Raw genomic sequence first — 18371 nt, forward strand, 5'->3', positions numbered from 1 at the left:
CTCACAGTCCCGACTCGTGGGTGCGGATCAGGATCGCACCGCACTCCTCGCAGCGGATCACCTCATCGTCGGACGCCGCGGCGATGCCGGCGAGTGTCCCGCGATCGAGTTCCATCCGGCAGGCGCCGCACCGGCGGGCGCGGAGCAGCCCGGCACCCACCTTGCCCGCGCTGCGCTGGCGTTCGTAGATCGGGAGCAGTTCGTCGGGCACCTCGGCGACGATCTGGGTACGCCGCGCCGCCAGCGCCTCCTTGTCGGCGTCCACCGCGGTGACGGCCTCTTCCCGACGACCGCGCAGCGCGGCGAGTTGCTCCTCGAGGTGGGCGATGGTCGCCGATGCCCGATCGCGTTCGGACCCGAGTGCTTCTTGACGCTCCATCAATTCCAGCATGTCGTCTTCGAGGACCTGCCGACGCCGACCCAATCCGGTCAGCTCATGTTGCAACTCCGACAACGCTTTCGGCGCAAGGCCTCCGGCGGTCAGCTGGGCCGAGTCCTTCTGTTCGCGATCACGCATGCCGGTGATCTCGCCATCCATGCGGCGATACTCCCGGTCGAGATCCTCCGCGGCGATCTCCGCGCGCACGAGGTCGTCGCGGGCGGCCTCGATGGCGGTGATCGTCTCCGCGATCTCGGCGTCCTCGGGCAGGTGACCGACTCGATGGTCGAGTCGGGCCAGGCCGGCGTCGACGTCGGCGAGTTCGAGCAGGAGTCGTTGCCGTCCGGCATCGACCTTCATCGGGTGTCTCCTCGTGCACTGGGGGATCGGTGGTGGGGTGCGCCGGGTGAGCCACGGCGCGCCGTTGCACCGGGCGGTGAACGTTCACGGTACGCGCCGTGTCAGGCGGACGTGTGCACGGTGAACGGATCGGTGGGTGCGTCGTGGCACTCCGCCACGCAACCGGTGGCGGCGGTGATCTGTTCGGCGGCCTGCCTGCACCATGGGAACTCGGTGGCCCAGTGCCCGGCGTCGAGGAGCACCGGGCCGCCGGACCGCAGCGCCTCGTCGACCGGGTGATGCCGGAGGTCGCCGGTCAGATAGGCGTCGACGCCGAGCTGCGCGACGGTGGCGAGCAGTGAGTCACCGGCCCCGCCGCACACCGCGACGGTCGTGATCTGCCGATCGGCCGGGCCGGTGGCACGCACGCCCCACGGCGTACGCAGCGCGTGTGCCGCGCGTTGCGCGAACTGCGCCACGGTCATCGGTTCCGCCAGCACACCGACGCGGCCGAGACCGAGCGCCGACGGGATCGCGGCGAGTTCGAGGACGTCGAAGGCAGGTTCCTCGTACGGGTGGGAGTCGCGCAACGCGGCGAGGACCGCAGCCCGCAGCCCTCGGGCGGCGACCATCTCCACGCGTGCTTCGTCCACGCGCTCCCGCTGCCCGATCTCACCGATGGTCGGATTGGCGCCCGGGGTCGGCTCGAACTGTCCGACGCCGACCACCGACCACGCGCAGTCGCGATAGTCACCGATCGCTCCGGCCCCCGCGGCGAACATGGCCTCGCTGACCTGTTCGGCGTTGCCCTCGGGCACCATCACCACCCATTTGTCGACGGGTGGCAGCGGTTCGGGATCGATCGGCGCGACCTCTCGCAGTCCTAGTGCGGAGGCGAGCGCGTCGGACACACCGGGATCGGCCTTGTCGGCGTTGGTGTGGGCGGTGAACAGGGCGATGCCGGCCCTGATGAGCCGGTGGACTATGCGGCCCTTGGGTGTGTCGGCGGCGACCGACTCCACACCCCGAAGCAGCAACGGGTGATGCGCCACGATCATCCGGTAACCCTGCGCACATGCGACGGCGACCACGTCGTCGGTGACATCGACGCACACCAGGATCGGCCCGGCCGGTTCGCTCGGGTCCCCGCATACCAGCCCGACGGCGTCCCAGCTCTCCGCCAGGCGCGGCGGATACGCGGCCTCCAGCACCGCCACCACATCGGCGACACTCACCTCGCTCGGACCGTGACCCGTGTGCTCATGCGCTGCCAACGGTGATCTCCTCTCGCGCCCGGTCGAGCGCCGTGACCAGCCGATCGACCTGTGCCGCCGGGCGCACCGCCAACCGCAGATGGTCGTCGGACAGTCCGACGAAGTTCGCGCAACTGCGCACCGCGATCCCCTGGCCCCGCAGGCTTTCTCGCACCGCCAGTGCACCGGGCATCTCGACGAGCACGAACGGCGCCGCGGGCGGCGCGCACGGGATCACGCCGACCTCGGCGAGTCGCGCGAGCAGATGGTCGCGTTCGATGGCGACGAGCTCGGCCTGCTCGGAGCAGAAGCGTTGCCCGTCGGGTCCGCAACAGGCGGCCAGCGCGGCGAGCGCAGGCGTGGACAGTGGCCAGGCGCGGCGCCCGGCCGCCGCCCGTTCGATCACCTCGGGCGCCGCGAGCAGGTAACCGGCGCGCAGTCCGGCCAGGCCGAAAGTCTTGGTGACACTGCGCATCACGATGACGTCGTCGACTCGCCGGTCGGCCAGCGACTGCGGTTCGCGCGCCCCGGTCACCGGGTCGAGGGTCAGATCGGCGAACGCCTCGTCGACGACCACGAGGCGTCCGGGACGACGCAGCGCGTCGATCGACTCCGCGGGGTGCAGCACCGACGTCGGATTCGTGGGATTGCCGACGACCACGAGGTCGGCGTCGTCGGGGATGTCGGCGGCAAGGTCGGCCAGCGGCGTGTCGGGCCGGCCGATGACCTGCGTGATCGGAATCCCCGCGGCCCGCAACACGAGTTCCGGTTCGGTGAACGACGGCTGCACCAGGGCCGCATGTGCCACACCCAGTTTCGGCAGCAGCTCGAAACCGTCGGAGGCGCCGGCGAGGAGCATCACCTCGTCAGTGGGACGGCCGTGCAGGTCGGCGATGATCCCGGTGGTGTGATCGGTCTGGTCGGTCGTCGGGTATCGGGCCAGGTCGTCAAGGGTGGAGGCGATGGCCGCCTGCACGAACGGCGGTGCGGCCCCACGAACATTGACGGCGAAATCGAGCATGCCCGCGGTGCTGTCCCGGTCGCCGTGCCGGTCGAGCGCATGCAGCCCGGATGTCATACCGACTGAGCCTACGTGCACCATGGGTTGGTGATGTCCCGACCAGACCCCACTGATCCCGACACCGTTCTGCTCGTCGATCTCGACGGGACGATCACCGACAGTTTCACCGGGATCGCCAACAGTTTTCGGCACGCCCTGACCGCTGTCGGCGCGCCACCGGCACCCGAGGCGGTGGTCGCCGGGATCGCCGGACCGCCGATGATCGACACCTTGCGCGAGCTCGGGCTCGACGAAGCCACCGCGAACGAGGCGATGCGCGCGTATCGCGCCCGTTACGTCGACGTCGGCTGGCTGGAGAACTCGGTGTTCGACGGCATGGACACACTCCTCGGCGATCTCGGCGCGTCGGGTCGGACGCTGGCCGTGGCGACGTCGAAGAACCAGACGACCGCGCGCGCCATCCTCGACCACTTCGGACTCGCCGGCCACTTCCGCGTCATCGCCGGCGCCAGCGACGACGGAACCCGCCGCCACAAACCCGACGTGATCGCCCATGCACTGGCACAATTGGACATATCGCTCGACCCGCACACACACCGACCCGCTCGTCCGGCGGTGATGATCGGCGACCGATCCCACGATGTCGAGGGCGCAGCCCGATTCGGCATCCCGACGATCCTCGTCGGATGGGGTTACGCTCTGGCCGGGGAGCGCGACGCTGCGGCATGGAGCGTCGATTCGATGTCAGATCTGCGCGAGGTACTCGGTGTCTGATCAACTACACATCTGTTTCGTCTGCACCGGCAACATCTGCCGGTCGCCGATGGCGCAGAACATCTTTGCCAAGGCGCTGTGTGACGCGGGGCTCGCCGACCGCGTCGAGGTGAGCAGCTGCGGTACCAGCGGCTGGCATGTCGGCGAGGCGGCCGACAACCGCGCGCGCACGGAGCTGCTGGCACACGGCTACTCCGACGCGCACGTGGCCGATCAGCTCGGGCCCGATCACATCGGTGCCGACCTGTTCGTCGCCGCCGACGCCGGACACGTCAAGGAACTCGAACGCAAACGACTGGGCGAGCGCACCCGACTGTTGCGCAGCTTCGATCCCGACGCGGGCGACGATCTCGATCTGTCCGACCCGTACTACGGCAACGCCGACGATTTCGCCGTCACCCGCGAGCAGATCGAGGCCGCGGTACCGGGCCTGCTCCAGTGGGCCCGCGAACACCTCGACGGCGCCACCGGCTGAGCCGTCGCCGGTGCTGCCGTGATCGGGTACTGCGGCGCACGTCACGGCCGAATCCGGCATACCGTCACCAGACGCAGCCGGGGCTGCTGTGACGGTTGCCCACTGGGTACCGTTGTCCTATGCGCGCGCTGCGAAACATACGACCGGGGTGGATCGCCCTGATCATCGTTGTCGTCGCATTCGCGGCGGCATGTTTCATGGTGCTCGCCCCATGGCAGCTCGGTAAGAACTCCGCGACGTCGGAGCGCAACCATCTGATCAAGAGTGCCGTCGGCACTGCCCCGGTACCGATCAACGAGGTGGCCCCCGCCGGAAAGGGATTCGTTCCCTCGACCGAGTGGCGCGAGGTGACGATGACCGGAACCTACCTCGTCGATGACCAGGCCCTCGTCCGCCTGCGTTCGGTCGACGAGCGGCCGGCCATCGAGGTCCTCACCCCGTTCCGCATCGCGGGCACAGATCGCGTCCTGGCGATCGATCGCGGCTACGTTCGCCCGGACCAGAGCAACACGCCCGCGATCCCTGCGCCCCCGACGGGTGAGACGACCATCAACGCCCGCATCCGGGCTTCGGAGGGTACATCGGAAGGCCGCGGCGCGCGGACCGAGGGCAACGCGCTGACCATGTACACGGTCGACCCGACCCAGCTGGCCAAGGCGACCGGCACCCCGATGGACCCGTTCTACCTGCAGCTGTCGCCGGACCAACCCGGCTCACTCGGCGAGATCCCACTGCCCCAACTGGATTCGGGCCCCTATCTCTCCTACGGCCTGCAGTGGCTGGCCTTCGGTGTGATGGCACCGCTAGGGGCCGGATACTTCATCTACTCCGAGATTCGTCAACGTCGACGAGCTTCCGCCGCCAAGAAAGCCCACACAGCCGAGGCCGCCGCCGGTCCCGACCCGACGACCCCCGACGACACCTCCGGACTCAACGGTGCCGCACAACCCGAGACGGCCCCACATCTGCTGACGCGATCCGAACGCCGCAAACGCATGCGCGAGGAACTGCGCGCAGCAGCCGGAACAACTACCGCGCCCGCCCCGGTCGACCCCGACGACATCGACGAGCAATCGCCCGCCGGCATCGGCGTAGGACCCGACACCGAGCACTTGTCGTCCACGGTGCGCGACAAACTCACCGAACGCTACGGCGGCTGAGGCCACCTGGTGGTCGAGGCGCCCCCCCCATCGGCGGTAGCAGCGCCCGACCCGTGACGCACCAAACCTCCCCCCTCGGTGGTCGAGGTGTGAGGCGCCCCAGGCGCCGAGCCTCGAGACCGAGCCGAACCGACGCTGGAACCCCACCACCGACCCCACCCGAAAAAACTTTCGGCAACCTCTTGCCAACCCGACAAACCCGGCATACACTCGAACACAACAACACACAAACACGTGTTCGCTATCGCCAGGGGGGTGACAATCATGGTCGACACCGCGTTACCCGACGTGTCCGGTTTGTCGACCGCCCAGAAACTCGCCCTCGCCCACCGCTTGGTTGATTCGCTGGCCACCGATGATTTGACCGGCCTGTCCAACGACGACCTGGTCACCGTCGCTCAATCCACCGAACAGTTGATCACCCGCATCACCGTCCAAGGCGATCGGCAGATCGTCGAATTCTCCGACCGCCACCTCGCCCGCGAATACGGATTCGGGTCGATCACCGACGCCATGATCGGCTTACTGCGTGTGTCGGAACCGTGGCGGCGGTGGAAACAACTCAAAGCGACCGCCACCTTCCACACCTTCACCGGTGAGGTCGCCGCCCCCAAATATCCAGCACTCGCCGAAGCGATGGCGTCCGGGGCGGCCGGCTCCTCGCACGCGGCAGTGGTGATCGACGTCCTCGACCGCATCCCCGCGGCAGTGCCGTTCGACGAGAAAATGTCGGCCGACGCCACGATGGCCCGCTACGCCCGCACCCACACCCCCTCCGACCTCCGGATCCTGGGGGCACGGGTGTTGGCGCACCTCGACCCCGACGGCCAACTGACCGACGACACCGATCGGCAACGCCGCCGCCAGATCCGCATCGGCCGCCAAGACGCCCAAAAAATGAGTGGATTGTCCGGGCAGATGACCCCCACCCTCACCGCACACCTCGAAGCAGTACTCGCCGCGTGGGCAGCCCCCGGAATGAACAACCCCGCCGACCCCGATTCCCCCACCGGCAGTCGCGAAGACGCCGACCCCGACGCGTTGGCGGCCGCGGCAGCCCGCGATCACCGTGATCAGGTGCAACGCAACCACGACGCGTTGGAAGCAGTCCTGCGCGCCGGGCTGGATGCCGGTCTCGGCCCGCAGTCGCATCGCGGGCTACCACCACACCTGATCATCAAAGCCACCCTGTCGGAGTTGATTGCGCAGACCGGGATGGGGGTGACGGCGACCGGCACCCTGCTGCCGATCACCGATGTGATCGCGTTGGCGGCCCAGTGCCAGCCGTGGTTGGCGGTGTTCGACGACCACACCAGTCTTCCCCTGTATTTGGGGCGGGCGCGGTTGGCGAGTCAAGGCCAGCAGATCGCGTTGTTCGCCAAAGACGGCGGCGAGTACTGCTCCTTTCCTGGATGTACTCAACCCGCCGCGCACGTCGAAATCCATCACGCCACCAAAGATCACGCGAAAGGTGGGCTCACCAACATCGGTGACCTCGCCCCCGCCTGCGGCAAACACAACCGGATGGTCGGCGACAAACCCGGACAATTCACGACCGGCATCTATCGGGACGGGCCGTGGGCCGGACGGTGCTGGTGGCGTAAGAACACCCCCGTCGGGGCGGCCGAACCGAACCCGAAACGCACCAACGCACTCCCCGACGTCGGGGCCACCCTCCGCGCCACCCTCGACAAAGTACGCGCCGACCTGCACCCACCACCCGACCCACCACCAAGTGGGGCCGCTGCCAGTGCCGATACCGATCTCGCCGAACGCGACGACCGGGGATCGATGCTGCCCACCAACCGAATCCGCCGCACCCGAGTCCCCATCGGACACGGGTACTACGACCTCGTCGAAATCCTCACCCCCGACCCTGGCTCGCCGGTCGAGAACCGACTCGCCCAACTACTCGGCGACCACGGACTCTAGACCGTCACGTACTCGGTCCGGGTCGGAAACCAGCAGCGGCGCAACAGGTCTCGAGGCTCGTCGCTAACGCTCCTCGGCACCTCGACCACCGGGACGAAAGATCCTCCGGGCTGATCGACCACCGTTCAAGGAGCGCCCCGCCCGGCGAGGAAGCCCCCTCCCGATGGTCGAGGTGCTGAGGAGCGCCAGCGACGAGGCCTCGAGACCCCCGACAGCCGAACATCAGATCACAAGCGTCGAGCGCGCCACCAGGCTATGGCGATGGCGGTGGCGAGCGCGCCGACTTGCACCTGTCGGGACAAAGCCAGGGCGGCACGGAGATCCGTTGAGGTCGGATCCCGCCCGTCGCCGAGGGTGGGTCGGTTCTCGGTGCGGTGCGGGTAGACCGTGATACCGCCGAGACGGATGCCGAGAGCTCCGGCGAAACTCGCCTCCACGACCCCCGCGTTGGGGCTCGGATGTGCCGATGCATCGCGCTTCCACGCGCGCACTGCACCCCGCCGATCGGGACCGGCGGCCACGACGAGCACCCCCGCGATCCGGGCCGGCAGGATGTTGAGCGCATCATCGAATCGTGCTGCAGCCCAACCGAAACGGTTGTAGCGGGCATTTCGATGACCGATCATCGCATCCAGTGTGTTCGCGGTCCGGTAGACGAGGAGACCGGGAACACCGGCCAGGGCGCCCCAGACCAGCGCTCCCACGGTGGCATCGGAGGTGTTCTCGGCCACCGATTCCAGTGCAGCGCGACAGATCCCGGGTTCGTCGAGTGCATCTGGGTCGCGGCCGCACAAGCTCGGTATGAGTTCCCGCGCGCCCGGAACGTCGTCGGACTCGAGACAGTCGGCCACGTCGTCACCGACGCGGATCAGGGTGGTCCCACCCAATACGGCCCATGTCACCGCGGCGGTGAGCAGTGTTCGCGCCGGACCGTTCTCGGCGAGTGGGCGGGCCGCGAGTGCCCCGGCCACACCGACAGAACCCACACACAGCGCACAGTGCGCGCTGCCGGCGATCCGGCTGTCGGCGTATGTATGTCGTTGCAGCGCGGTGGCGAGGGAACCGAGACCGGCAACCGGGTGCCCACGTCTCGGGTCGCCGACCGCACGGTCCAACAGGTATCCGACCAGTAACCCTGCCGGTGAAGGCCGGACGGCAGCGACCCACCACCTCCATGCGCGCATCAGAGCGACCCCCGCATCAGTAGTCCGATGCCACAACGGTCTGCTGCTCGCCACGCACCAAGAGCGCCTGGTGGTCGGCGAGCGGGGTCACGCGGTGGCGCGACTCGTACTTGCGGCGCACCGACTCGATCACGTCGGCGGGATACACCGGGAACTGGCCGTCGGCATGCGGGAGCACCACCGTGTCGATGAGTTCCAGACCGCGCGGATCGACCGGACCCGGTGCCTCGGCCGGATCGTCGAGGCCTTCCACCGGCGCGATGGTCGGACCCACCACGACCGCGCCGGCGCTGCATCCGATGTAGGGCAACGACGCTCGTACCCGCTCGGCGAGCAGATCCCCCGCGCCCGCCCGACGCAGCGCCCACAGCAAGGCGAAGGTGTTCCCTCCGGCCACGTACACCGCGTCGACCCGGTCGAGCGTGGTGGCGAACTCCTCGAGATTCTGCCGCACTGCCGAGAGGTCCACGACCGCATACCCTGCGGCCGTCAGGCGGTCACGTTCGGCGCGCACACCCGGCTGGCCGGCATAGGGGATCCGCGCGTCGTCGAGATACCCGATCTGCAACTCCGACAGCACTTTTCCCGTGGCCTCCGACAGGAAACCGGGCACCGCCCCGAAACCCAGCGACAGAAGCAACAGATTCACGGTGGTCACGCTACCCGCAGCTGATCGGCCCGCCGAAGCCCACCGTCCGCGTGGTGTCGGTCAGGGACTCAACCGCATGGCAAGATCACGAACGCCCGCCCCACGATCGAGCATTCCGGCACGACACATCATGCGTGATGCCAGGGCGATTCGGTAGGCCGAGCCTCTGCGGTCACGTTGGTATCGCCGGAAGCCTTTCTCCATGTCCGACAGTTCGTCCGGACCGACAGCGGTCAGTGCGCGAGCCAACGCCTCGGCGTCGAGGATCGTCTCACAGGCCCCTCGCCCGAGATTGGGAGCCATCGCATGAACGGCATCCCCGAGAAGCACCACGTTGCCGCGGTACCATCGTCCGATCCTCGGCATCGTGCGCACGTGATACCGGGTCACCGTCTCCGGAATCGTCGACGCGATGGCGTCGGTCACCTCGCCGCACCACGATTCATACAGGGCTGCAACGAATCCCAGCGGATCGTCGACCTCTTGCTTGGCCTGAGCCGCCCCGGGCCGCGGTGACCGATAGGCGGCATGCCAGTCTCGCCGATCGCGGCTCAACGGCGTGATCCCGAAGGACCGACCGGGACCCCAGTATTCGGTGAACATGTCGGTCGCGCCCGCGAACTCTCCCAGGATCACCGACACGTCGAGATCCCGCGATTCGATATGCTCCCCTGTAACGGCCTCGCGGACAACACTGTTGATACCGTCTGCGCCCACAATGACGTCATGATCGAGCGCGCCGACATCGGTCACCCGCGTCCCGAAATGAATGCGGACGCGATCGGTCAGCAGAGCATTCAGCAAAGCCACCCGAGAGATCATCACGGTTTCTCCGCGAGCCGCGATTCGCGACAGCAGCGCACCTCCCGGATCACGCACCTCCGCCGACTGCTGCGGATGACCTGCGCGTCGAATGTCGTCGGCGAGACCGAGGGAGTCGAATACACGCATGGCATCCGGCCACATCCCGAGCGCGCTCCCCTTCTCGGGCAAAGCTCGTGCACCCTCGTAGACCTCGACCGGCCAGCCGGTCGAGCTCAGCAGGTTCGCCAGAACCAAGCCTCCGATACCTCCGCCAACGACGGCAACCGATCTCATGCCAGCAGGCTACTACGATCGTAGTAACCTGTCGAGATGAGTTACCGTGACCCCATGGCCAGGCGCGACGACGTTCTCACCGCCGTGGTGAGCGCGCTGGGAGAGCACGGACTCTATGGATTGACCCATCGGAAGGTCGATCGGGCGGGCGCACTACCCGAGGGCACGACCTCGAACTACTTCCGAACCCGGGCCCAACTGCTCTCGGGCGCGGTCGAGCATCTCGTGGCGGGAGATCTGCAGGCATGGGAGACGATGGGTGCTGACGAGATCACCACCACAGACGATCTCGTCGACATCGCCGCCGCGTTCGTCGCGTGGGCCGTGGGCGACGGACGACCCCGGTCGTCGGCTCAGATCGCGCTGTTGGAAGCGGCGATCACCAATCCCGAGGTGTCTGAAGTACTCACCCGCGCACGGAAAGTCATCGAGCACCGCGCGAACCAGTTGTGTTCCCCACTCGGACTCGACCGCACCCAGGTGGCCATCCTGCTCGACGCCACCGACGCGATCATCTTTCGCCAACTCGCGATGCCGGAGTCCACCATCGGATTCGACCCACGCCGGTACTTCTCGGCGTTGCTGAATACACTCACGCGGTGATGGCACGCCCCCGCCCCGTTCCCGTCGCGGGCACCTATCCGATCGACACCGGCATGGCCGAGCTGGCCCCGGACCCCATCTCGGGCGGATGGCTCCTGCAGATCAACGGCACACACAGCTCGCACATCGACGACGATCCGCGTGTGCTGGACTTCGAGTACCTACGACAGATGGCGGCCGTCATCGAGGACCGCCACCCCACGCAGGCGAAGCTCTCCGTCCTCCATCTCGGCGGCGCCGCATGCGCGCTCCCCCGCTATCTGGCTGCGACCTTTCCGCAGTCGCGACACGTCGCGGTCGAGATCGACGCCGAGCTGGCGCGTCTCGTCCGCGAGTGGTTCGACCTGCCCCGCGCTCCGCGTCTGCGCATCCGCGTCGGTGACGCACGCGCGGTGCTGGAGTCACTCCAGCCCGACACTCGAGAAGTGGTCGTTCGGGACGCATTCGAATCCGACCGCACCCCAACACATCTGACGACGGTGGAGTTCACCCATGCCGTCAAGCGGGTCCTCACACCGGATGGCCTGTATCTGGCCAACTGCGGCGACACCCGCGATCTCGGTCGCGTGCGCGCCGACGCCGCCGCGCTGGCCGAGGTCTTCGACCACATCGCGCTGATCGCCGACCCGGCGATGTTCAAGGGACGGCGCACCGGCAACGTGGTCATCGCGGGCAGCGACGGCCCCCTCGATCCCTCGCCGACACTCGTCCGGCGACTGCTCAGCGATCCGCTTCCGGCGCGGATGATCGCCGGCGACGAGGCCAGGGCATTCGGGTCCGGGCAGGTACGCCACGATCCACCGAGCGTCTCCGACGAGACCGCCGACGATCAGATCATGTAGTTGAGGGAACCCAGGATCGCTTGCCCCAGCTCCTGATCGCCGCGAACCTTCACCGACGACGGATCGGCGCTGCGCCGGCCACCGGCGAGCCGGACCAGATCGACGGCATCGAGTTCGAGCACCACGTCGGCGGCCTCGTCGCCACCGTCGAAGGCCTCGACGAGGCCTGCCCGGTCGGCGACGGCGATGCGCACGGTACGCGGTGCCGCACCGGTGATCTCGAACGCGACGGCGCTTCCGGCGGGCGCCTTGGCGCGCTTACCGACCACGAACGGCAACGACGCCGCGATCTCATCGAGCACCCAACCGACCGGTGCCGCAGACGGAGTCCCACCGATCGTGCCGTCGCGGAGGTCGACCTCGTGAATCCAGCAGTCGAACAACCGGATTCGCATGAACCGACCGTAGGTGTCCGGGCCCGCCGGAGTGGCCGCCGCGGCGTCGAAATCCGACTGCGACATCGCCGACAGGGCCGCGCTGCGGACCGCGATGATCTCGTCGTAGGCAGCGAGTACCTCGTCGGCGGGTCGCCCCCGGAAGTGTTCGACCCATTTCTCGTTGAATTCGCCGATCGGATTGCGCACGTGGTCGAGATCGGTGAGACCTGCGGGTGCCTCGACGTCACGTCCATCGAGCATGCTCTCGGTCCCGATGATGTGCGCGATGATGTCGGCGTTGGTCCAGCCCGGGAGGATCGACGGCTGCGTCCACTGCTCACCGATGTCGTCGGCCAACGCCCGCAAGGCGGCCCACTCACCGATCAGGTCCGGGGTCAACGTGGTGTGGTCGATGGACGTCGTGGGCATGAAGGTCTCCGATTCGAGGGCTGGTCGACTGCGCCCGAGGAGGGGACAGGGGCGTCCAACGCGCCTGACCATCACGGGCGGCTTCGACGCTACCCCGGTGGCGCTGCCGCGACCGCCGGGTTCACACATGGCGACAAAATGTCGCGAGTGCTTCTCGGACACCGGCATCCGGGCGGGAAGCGTGCCGGAGATGTCCTATCCTTGCACGGGTGCGGGTAGCGAGCAGGTGGTCAGGGTCGATCGTCACGATGCTGATGGTGAGCGTTTTCGCCGCCACCGCCGCTCTGCTCACCGGGGCCGGAGCGCCCGCACATGCCGCCCCCTCCCCGGTCGCGGCGTGCGCACCACGGGCTGCCGCCCCGGCGAACACCGTCCACACGACCACTGTCGAAGGTGTGACACGGACGTACCGGGTGCATCTGCCCGCGGGATACACCGGGCGCACCCCGATGCCACTGATCCTCGCGTTCCCCGGTCACACCGAATCGCCGACGACGTTCGAGCGCTACACCGGTCTGTCCGCCCTACCGGCCGTTGTGGTCTACCCCGACGGCTTGCGCGGCACCGACGGCACATTGTCCTGGCAGGGCGCGCCGTACTCCTCGCCGCAAGCCGACGACATCGCGTTCACCGCGGCAATCCTGCGGGAGGTGCGGGCGACGAGCTGCGTCGACCGCACCCGCACCTATGCGGTCGGCCGATCCAACGGCGGTGGGTTGGTGTCGATGCTTGCGTGCCGGATGCCGGGTCAATTCGCCGCGTACGCCATCGTCAACGGAGCCTTCTACGACCAGAGCCTGCGCGGCTGCTCGGCGTCCAAGGCGCCCGCGTCGATCATCGACTTCCATGGCACCGCCGACGCCACGATCCACTACGGTGGCGGCACCCGGCTCGGCGGTCACTACGCACCGATCTTCGACGTCGTACGGTCGTGGGCCGCGCGCAACGGGTGTATACCGACACCCCTGGAGGTCCCCGTCAATTCTGCTGTCACACAGTTCCTCTGGCCGCTGTGTCGGTCGGTCGGCAGCGAGATCTCGCACTATCGCATCGCCGGGGGCGCCCACGTGTGGCCCGGATCGTCAGTACACCGGGGTCGGACCGGCGTCAGCGACAGCATCTCGGCCACGACCCTGATCTGGCAGTTCTTCAACCGGCACCCACTCACGGTGGGCGGACGATCGAGATGAGCGCCGTCGACGACCGGACCGGGACCACGCTCGGACCCTATGCCATCGCCGAGCTGCTGGGCCGGGGCGGGATGGGTCAGGTCTATCGCGCCACCGACACCCGCAAGGGACGAACGGTCGCGCTCAAGTTACTCAATCCCGAGTTCGCCGACGATCAGGTGTTCCGTGACCGATTCCTACGGGAGTCACGGGTCGCGGCGCGGATCAACGACCCACACGTCGTCCCGATCCATGACTGGGGCGAGATCGACGGGCTGTTGTTCATCGACATGCGGCTGGTGACCGGACGCGATCTGCGCGCGATCCTGGTCGAGCAGGGAAGCCTGTCGCCCGAGAGGGCGGTGGCCATCCTCGGGCAGGTCGCCGACGCCCTCGACGCAGCCCACCTCGACGGTTTGGTGCACCGCGACGTCAAACCCGACAACGTTCTCGTCGACGCCCGCGACTTCACCTATCTGGCCGATTTCGGGCTGGCCCAGGGCACGGCCGACACACGCCTGACCACCGCGGGCACCGCCATCGGGTCGTTCGGCTACATGGCACCTGAACGATTCGGCGCCGACGAGGTCGGCGCGGCCGGCGACATCTACGCCCTGGCCTGCGTGCTCTACGAATGCATCGCCGGGACACAACCTTTCGCATCCGCCACCAACCTCGAGCGACTCATCGCCGCTCACCTCAACGCCGAACCACCACGGACCGGTACGGCGCTCGATCCGGTCATCGTCCGCGGGATGGCCAAGAACCCACGCGACCGGTACCCGAGTGCCGGTGCACTGATCGACGCTGCCCGCACCGCCCTCGCCTCCCCTGGCGAAGCGTCCCCCGGTGCGCCATTCCCTGGCACGTCGGCGGCGCCCGCGACGCTTGCACCGCCCACCGGTCACACCACCGAGCGGCCGGCTGCGATGAACCCGGCTGTCGTGAATCCGGCGTCGTACTCTCCGACAGAGATCGCTGCAGGCTCCGGCGCCCGCCACTTCGAGCCGTATCCGTATGCACCGCAGCACCATCCGCAGACACCGACACGCCGGTCACCCGTACTAGCGATCCTCGTCGCCATCGCGGTGCTGCTCGCGGGCGGCATCGGAGTCGGCGCATGGGTGCTGCTGCGCGACTCCGACGACGGGGCCCGCACCGTCGCCGACGCCAGCCTGACCACCACACCGACCGCCGCGGCGCCTCCCAACACCGCGAGCCAGGCCACCCCGACCCCTACCACGCCATCGGTCACCACGCCATCCCCCGCCGGTTCGGCCAGGGCTGCCTTCGACCTCGGCCTGGCCACACCCATCAGCACGCCGGCATGTGACGGCACCGGGATCGTCGTGGTCGGCAATGCCGTCGATCCGTCGAACTACGCCGGCGAGGTGCAGGGCTATCTCACCGCATTCCCCGGGTCGAGTTACCTGCGCACCGACCAGACGTGCTCATCGTTGCGGGCACGCGACGACAACGGCAATCCGATCTACGCGGTGTACCAGGTGGCCGGACGGACCACCGCCGACATCTGCCGCCTCCGCAACCAGATCGGCGGCACCGCCTACGGCAAGTGGCTCGACAACACCACCGATCCGACGACGTTCATCACGCCGAGCGAATGCGGGGCGTGAGAAAGCCGCCCCTCCGCCTATCGAGGACACCATCGGTCCGCAATGTCCGGCAAGATGAGCGCATGCTGGAAACATCGGCTCGACTCCTGCACCTGCTCTCGCTGCTCCAGACGAGACGTGAGTGGTCCGGCCAGGAGCTCGCCGACCGGCTCGAGATCACCACGCGCACCGTGCGACGCGACGTCGACAAGCTGCGTGAGCTCGGCTATCCGGTCGACGCGACCGTCGGCGTCGGCGGGGGGTATCGGCTCGGCGCGGGTGCGGAGATGCCGCCGCTGCTCCTCGACGACCAGGAGGTGCTGGCCGTGGCCCTTGGGCTCGACGCGGTCACGACCGGGCCGGTGGCCGACATGGCCGAGGCCTCGGCCGGTGCGCTGACCAAGTTGCGCCAGGTCATGCCCTCGCGTCTGCGCCACCGGCTGGATTCGTTGTCATTGGAAGCCGTGCCCCGCACGCGAGGCCAGGTGACGGTGTCGGCAGATGTGCTCACCGACATCGCCGCGACCTGCCATCGCCACGAACGGCTCCGCTTCGACTACCGGCGTGGTGACGGCACCGAGTCGCGGCGCGAGGTCGAACCTCGCCGGTTGGTGCGCAACGGAATGCGTTGGTATCTCATCGCTTTCGACCTCGGCCGCGACGATTGGCGCTCGTTCCGGGTGGACCGTATGGTGCCCAAGATCCCGACCGGCCCCCGGTTCACCCCGCGTGAGCTCCCCGAAGGAGCGGCGTCGAGGTTCCTCGAACGCAGCCTGGGCGCGGTGTATCGCAAATCCTCGGCGCGCGTGCGTATCCACGCCCCGGTGGAGACGATCGGTCCGATGGTCTCCGATGCGTGGGGCACCCTGGAGTCCGGCGATGAGCAGACCTGCGAACTGACCCTGTACTCCACGTCGCTCACCTCGATTGCCCGGTGGCTGCAAGCCTTCGACGCCGACTTCACGGTGCTCTCCCCGGACGCATTGCGAGACGAACTGGCCGGCGTCGCCGAGCACCACGAACGGGTGGCCGCCCGCTATCGGCGAGCGTGCGACGCAGCGCCGTGATCGTTTCGTGACCGTGCGGGCGAGGGCTGTCTCGACTCCGCCACGACCCCGCCGCGTCCCTGGGCGGCAGCGGATCCGGTACCTACCGTGGTGCTCATGAGGCTTTTCGTGACTGGTGCCAGCGGATATGTCGGCTCGCGGTTGGTGTGCTCGCTGCTCGCCGCCGGACATGAGGTCGTTGTGTCCTCCCGGAATGTGGACCGCTTGACCGACTTCAGCTGGTTCGACGCGGTGACCGCAGTGTCGATGGATGTCGACGACCCCGAATCGGTCAAGCAGGCCCTTGCCGCCGCCGGGCCACTGGATGCGCTCTACTACCTGGTTCACGGGATCGGTCAGTCGGGGTTCGCCGACGCCGACCGCAACGCTGCCGCGAACCTCGCGTCGGGCGCGCGTGACGCCGATGTCACACGCATCATCTATCTGGGTGGCTTCGTCCCCGATGACGAGGACCTGTCGGATCATCTGCGCAGCCGAGCCGACGCCGGCGAGGCCCTACGACTGCCCGACGGGCCGGAGCTGGTGTGGCTGCGCGCAGCGGTGATCCTCGGCGCCGGGTCGACGTCGTTCGAGATCATCCGCTACGTCGGCGACCGCCTCGCGGTCATCCCGGAGCCGTCGTGGACGCGAAACCCCATGGACCCCATCTCGATTCGCGACGTATTGCACTACCTCACCGCCGCCTGCGAGCCCGAGCTACCCGCCGGCGACTACGACATCGCCGGACCCGACGTCTGTCGGTACCGCTCGGTCCTCGAGGCCTATCTCGACGCGATCCGCATGCCGAAGGTGCGGGTGTGGGTGCCATTCGTCGGGACGCGCCTTGCCGGCAAGGTCGCCGGGCTCCTCGTCCCCATCCCGTCTGCGCTCACCGAAGAGCTCATCACCTCCCTCGATCATCCGATGCGCGCCGACGAACACCGCATCCGGGAGCTGGTACCGCCACCTGCCGGCGGGTTGACGCCGATGCGCGACGCGGTCGCCGCAGCAGTGGCCTCACCGGCGCCCCGGTCGGTCTGTGCGCTCGACGACCCGCACCATCTGGCCTCGACCGATCCGGCCTGGGCCGGAGGCGATTGGCCTCGCGTACGACGCCGGATCAGCGGCACCGTCCGCGGTGCGTTCGGGACGGCGGGTCGACTCGGCCGGGCATTGCTGCCAGTCTGACGACGTGGACTCACCAACCCAGAGCCCTGTCCGACACCGCGGCGCGATCGCCGAGCTGATCGACGAACTGCGCACCGACCGCAACGGGCACCTGCCCACGCGGCAGGCGCGCCGGCGATGGATCGTCGGCGTGACGCTGGTGGTCGGCGCGGTCCTTCTCGGCTTCTCGTTGTCGGCGACCCCGGGTGACAGCAGGTTCTATCCGCTGACCGTCGCGCTCGGCGTCGTCTGGGTCGTCGGTGGTTTACTCGCCGGCCCGATCCCGGCCGGGGCGTTCCCCGCGATCGGTCGACACTCGCCGGAGGGCGCACCCACCCACCCGCGGCGCAACGCGGTACTGCTCGGCGTGTCGGTCGGCCTATTGGTCGGCGCCTGCTTTGTCGTCGGCGCTTTCGGCACCCGCCTGATCCCCCCACTCAACGACCTGATCGGTCGTGTGCTGGCCTACGCCGATTCCGGCAGCCTCGTCGCGATCGCGGCGATCACCCTCGGCAACGGCGTCGCCGAAGAACTGTTCTTCCGCGGGGCGGTGTACACCGCCGCCCGCCCGTGGCACCCACTGGTGGTGTCGACGGCCATCTACGTCGTCGTCACGATGGCCAGCGGCAATGTGATGCTCGGCTTCGCCGGGGTGATCCTCGGCGCGGTGTGCGCGGTGCTGCGACGCGCGACCGGTGGCGTGCTCGCACCGCTGTGCACCCATGTGGTGTGGTCGGTGATCGTGCTGTTCGCACTGCCGCCCATCGTCGGGGTGTGAGCCAGGTTTCGGCGAACCCGAACCGGTTTGGGCGAAGGCCACCTCAGCCGCTACATTCGTGAGTTGGTACGGCCACCTCGGCC

Annotated in this window: 18 protein-coding genes; 11 read left to right on the forward strand and 7 right to left on the reverse strand. The window is 68.3% G+C overall.

Annotation, left to right across the window (positions count from 1 at the left end; translation table 11 throughout):
* Position 1: 1 nt before the first annotated feature.
* The 3 genes from AC5ZH6_RS15515 to cobC all read right to left on the reverse strand — a co-directional run bounded on the left by AC5ZH6_RS15515 (position 2) and on the right by cobC (position 3049).
* Positions 2-739 carry a zinc ribbon domain-containing protein gene (locus AC5ZH6_RS15515; protein WP_265076588.1) on the reverse strand — a complete coding sequence of 246 codons (738 nt, stop codon included), beginning with the start codon at positions 737-739 and terminating at the stop codon, positions 2-4.
* Between the two features lie 101 nt (positions 740-840).
* Complete coding sequence (locus AC5ZH6_RS15520) at positions 841-1953, reverse strand: Nif3-like dinuclear metal center hexameric protein (RefSeq protein ID WP_265076589.1); 1113 nt, start codon at positions 1951-1953, stop codon at positions 841-843.
* Positions 1954-1978: 25 nt separating this feature from the next.
* A complete protein-coding gene (gene cobC / locus AC5ZH6_RS15525) occupies positions 1979-3049 on the reverse strand; it encodes an Rv2231c family histidinol phosphate aminotransferase CobC (protein WP_079930159.1) in 1071 nt (356 codons plus the stop codon).
* Positions 3050-3082: 33 nt separating this feature from the next.
* Between cobC and AC5ZH6_RS15530 the strand changes: the two genes are divergently transcribed.
* The 4 genes from AC5ZH6_RS15530 to AC5ZH6_RS15545 all read left to right on the forward strand — a co-directional run bounded on the left by AC5ZH6_RS15530 (position 3083) and on the right by AC5ZH6_RS15545 (position 7333).
* Positions 3083-3766, forward strand: a complete 684-nt coding sequence (locus AC5ZH6_RS15530; protein ID WP_006370461.1) for an HAD hydrolase-like protein — start codon at positions 3083-3085, stop codon at positions 3764-3766.
* Entirely contained in the window at positions 3759-4241 is a 483-nt protein-coding gene (locus AC5ZH6_RS15535) for a low molecular weight protein-tyrosine-phosphatase (RefSeq protein WP_006370460.1), read from the forward strand. The genes AC5ZH6_RS15530 and AC5ZH6_RS15535 overlap by 8 nt, the downstream gene beginning before the upstream one ends.
* Before the next feature lie 119 nt (positions 4242-4360).
* Positions 4361-5401 (forward strand): SURF1 family cytochrome oxidase biogenesis protein, encoded by a 1041-nt coding sequence (locus AC5ZH6_RS15540; RefSeq protein WP_265076590.1) that lies wholly within the window; start codon positions 4361-4363, stop codon positions 5399-5401.
* A gap of 264 nt (positions 5402-5665) precedes the next feature.
* Positions 5666-7333: an HNH endonuclease signature motif containing protein gene (locus AC5ZH6_RS15545; RefSeq protein WP_496167434.1), complete on the forward strand. Its 1668-nt coding sequence runs from the start codon at positions 5666-5668 to the stop codon at positions 7331-7333.
* A gap of 227 nt (positions 7334-7560) precedes the next feature.
* On the opposite strand, the gene AC5ZH6_RS15550 is transcribed toward AC5ZH6_RS15545, so the two are convergent.
* Genes AC5ZH6_RS15550 through AC5ZH6_RS15560 form a run of 3 tightly spaced genes read right to left on the reverse strand, consistent with a single transcriptional unit; the run spans position 7561 to position 10264 of the window.
* Positions 7561-8517, reverse strand: coding sequence for a cobalamin biosynthesis protein (locus AC5ZH6_RS15550; RefSeq protein WP_020170872.1), 957 nt, complete (start codon positions 8515-8517; stop codon positions 7561-7563).
* 16 nt (positions 8518-8533) lie between these two features.
* The gene (locus AC5ZH6_RS15555) at positions 8534-9166 is read right to left on the reverse strand and encodes a Type 1 glutamine amidotransferase-like domain-containing protein (protein ID WP_496167436.1); all 633 of its coding nucleotides are present in this window, start codon (positions 9164-9166) and stop codon (positions 8534-8536) included.
* 60 nt (positions 9167-9226) lie between these two features.
* Positions 9227-10264, reverse strand: coding sequence for an FAD-dependent oxidoreductase (locus AC5ZH6_RS15560; protein ID WP_082207409.1), 1038 nt, complete (start codon positions 10262-10264; stop codon positions 9227-9229).
* A 54-nt stretch (positions 10265-10318) separates the two neighbouring features.
* Here AC5ZH6_RS15560 and AC5ZH6_RS15565 point away from each other — a divergent pair, with 54 nt between their 5' ends.
* Positions 10319-10867, forward strand: a complete 549-nt coding sequence (locus AC5ZH6_RS15565; RefSeq protein WP_006371521.1) for a TetR/AcrR family transcriptional regulator — start codon at positions 10319-10321, stop codon at positions 10865-10867.
* Positions 10867-11709 carry a spermidine synthase gene (locus tag AC5ZH6_RS15570; protein ID WP_496167437.1) on the forward strand — a complete coding sequence of 281 codons (843 nt, stop codon included), beginning with the start codon at positions 10867-10869 and terminating at the stop codon, positions 11707-11709. The genes AC5ZH6_RS15565 and AC5ZH6_RS15570 overlap by 1 nt, the downstream gene beginning before the upstream one ends.
* Here the strand turns inward: AC5ZH6_RS15570 and AC5ZH6_RS15575 are convergent.
* On the reverse strand, positions 11697-12515 hold the full coding sequence (locus AC5ZH6_RS15575) for a maleylpyruvate isomerase family mycothiol-dependent enzyme (protein WP_014360415.1): 819 nt from the start codon (positions 12513-12515) through the stop codon (positions 11697-11699). The genes AC5ZH6_RS15570 and AC5ZH6_RS15575 overlap by 13 nt on opposite strands.
* Positions 12516-12763: 248 nt before the next feature.
* Between AC5ZH6_RS15575 and AC5ZH6_RS15580 the strand changes: the two genes are divergently transcribed.
* The 5 genes from AC5ZH6_RS15580 to AC5ZH6_RS15600 all read left to right on the forward strand — a co-directional run bounded on the left by AC5ZH6_RS15580 (position 12764) and on the right by AC5ZH6_RS15600 (position 18288).
* Positions 12764-13705: a CE1 family esterase gene (locus tag AC5ZH6_RS15580; RefSeq protein ID WP_496169228.1), complete on the forward strand. Its 942-nt coding sequence runs from the start codon at positions 12764-12766 to the stop codon at positions 13703-13705.
* Positions 13702-15318: a serine/threonine-protein kinase gene (locus tag AC5ZH6_RS15585; protein ID WP_496167439.1), complete on the forward strand. Its 1617-nt coding sequence runs from the start codon at positions 13702-13704 to the stop codon at positions 15316-15318. The genes AC5ZH6_RS15580 and AC5ZH6_RS15585 overlap by 4 nt, the downstream gene beginning before the upstream one ends.
* Before the next feature lie 62 nt (positions 15319-15380).
* Positions 15381-16364 (forward strand): helix-turn-helix transcriptional regulator, encoded by a 984-nt coding sequence (locus tag AC5ZH6_RS15590; protein WP_496167441.1) that lies wholly within the window; start codon positions 15381-15383, stop codon positions 16362-16364.
* A 96-nt stretch (positions 16365-16460) separates the two neighbouring features.
* A complete protein-coding gene (locus AC5ZH6_RS15595; RefSeq protein WP_026920038.1) occupies positions 16461-17531 on the forward strand; it encodes an NAD(P)H-binding protein in 1071 nt (356 codons plus the stop codon).
* A gap of 4 nt (positions 17532-17535) precedes the next feature.
* Positions 17536-18288: a CPBP family intramembrane glutamic endopeptidase gene (locus AC5ZH6_RS15600; RefSeq protein ID WP_496167442.1), complete on the forward strand. Its 753-nt coding sequence runs from the start codon at positions 17536-17538 to the stop codon at positions 18286-18288.
* Positions 18289-18371 lie beyond the last annotated feature (83 nt).

Source organism: Gordonia sp. YC-XJ4, assembly GCF_059511865.1.

Coding starts and splice junctions, on each gene's coding strand:
- AC5ZH6_RS15540 (WP_265076590.1), top strand. CDS start 4,361: ATGCGCGCGCTGCGAAACATACGACCGGGGTGGATCGCCCTGATCATC.
- AC5ZH6_RS15515 (WP_265076588.1), bottom strand. CDS start 739: ATGAAGGTCGATGCCGGACGGCAACGACTCCTGCTCGAACTCGCCGAC.
- AC5ZH6_RS15575 (WP_014360415.1), bottom strand. CDS start 12,515: ATGCCCACGACGTCCATCGACCACACCACGTTGACCCCGGACCTGATC.
- AC5ZH6_RS15570 (WP_496167437.1), top strand. CDS start 10,867: ATGGCACGCCCCCGCCCCGTTCCCGTCGCGGGCACCTATCCGATCGAC.
- AC5ZH6_RS15560 (WP_082207409.1), bottom strand. CDS start 10,264: ATGAGATCGGTTGCCGTCGTTGGCGGAGGTATCGGAGGCTTGGTTCTG.
- AC5ZH6_RS15550 (WP_020170872.1), bottom strand. CDS start 8,517: ATGCGCGCATGGAGGTGGTGGGTCGCTGCCGTCCGGCCTTCACCGGCA.
- AC5ZH6_RS15565 (WP_006371521.1), top strand. CDS start 10,319: ATGGCCAGGCGCGACGACGTTCTCACCGCCGTGGTGAGCGCGCTGGGA.
- AC5ZH6_RS15585 (WP_496167439.1), top strand. CDS start 13,702: ATGAGCGCCGTCGACGACCGGACCGGGACCACGCTCGGACCCTATGCC.
- cobC (WP_079930159.1), bottom strand. CDS start 3,049: ATGACATCCGGGCTGCATGCGCTCGACCGGCACGGCGACCGGGACAGC.
- AC5ZH6_RS15580 (WP_496169228.1), top strand. CDS start 12,764: ATGCTGATGGTGAGCGTTTTCGCCGCCACCGCCGCTCTGCTCACCGGG.
- AC5ZH6_RS15590 (WP_496167441.1), top strand. CDS start 15,381: ATGCTGGAAACATCGGCTCGACTCCTGCACCTGCTCTCGCTGCTCCAG.
- AC5ZH6_RS15545 (WP_496167434.1), top strand. CDS start 5,666: ATGGTCGACACCGCGTTACCCGACGTGTCCGGTTTGTCGACCGCCCAG.
- AC5ZH6_RS15595 (WP_026920038.1), top strand. CDS start 16,461: ATGAGGCTTTTCGTGACTGGTGCCAGCGGATATGTCGGCTCGCGGTTG.
- AC5ZH6_RS15530 (WP_006370461.1), top strand. CDS start 3,083: ATGTCCCGACCAGACCCCACTGATCCCGACACCGTTCTGCTCGTCGAT.